Below are 398 nucleotides of genomic sequence, written 5' to 3'. Positions count from 1 at the left end.
GGCACGGCCCGCGGCATCGACGTTACGGGCTACGAGCCGACCGAAAAGGACAAGCTGCGCGCCGATCAGCTGGCCAAGCAGACCGGCCGGGCCAATGCCATCGAGAAGAACGAGGTGGTGGAGGCCTACCGCGAGGCGCGGGATGGTTCGCCCCAGCAGAAGAAGGAAGCCGCCAAGAAGCACCCGGAGCTGGCCAATGCCTTCGCTCTGGAACAGGCGGCGAAATCGTTCGCGAAGCAGCGGCTCGCCCCGGAGTCGCAAGACAAGCTGGTGAACAGCATTCGCGACTCGATCGAGCGGGATCTTGCCCAGGGCAAGAAGATTCCCGAGGTCCGGCTGCGCCAGGAACGCGAGCGCCGCCAGGATCGCGGGGCGGAGCGGTAATTCTCAATCTGAGG

Annotated in this window: 1 protein-coding gene; it reads left to right on the top strand. The window is 65.6% G+C overall.

Annotation, left to right across the window (positions count from 1 at the left end; all coding sequences use genetic code 11):
- The coding region (locus EOD15_RS36190; protein WP_210212234.1) for a hypothetical protein at window positions 1-384 on the top strand (384 nt) is incomplete at its 5' end.
- Window positions 385-398: the final 14 nt, after the last annotated feature.

The sequence above is a fragment of the Mesorhizobium sp. M7A.T.Ca.US.000.02.2.1 genome (assembly GCF_003996995.1).
Classification (GTDB): Bacteria; Pseudomonadota; Alphaproteobacteria; order Rhizobiales; family Rhizobiaceae; genus Mesorhizobium.
The sequence above is the reverse complement of the archived record's forward strand: the minus strand, read 5'-3'. Positions and strand labels throughout refer to the sequence as shown.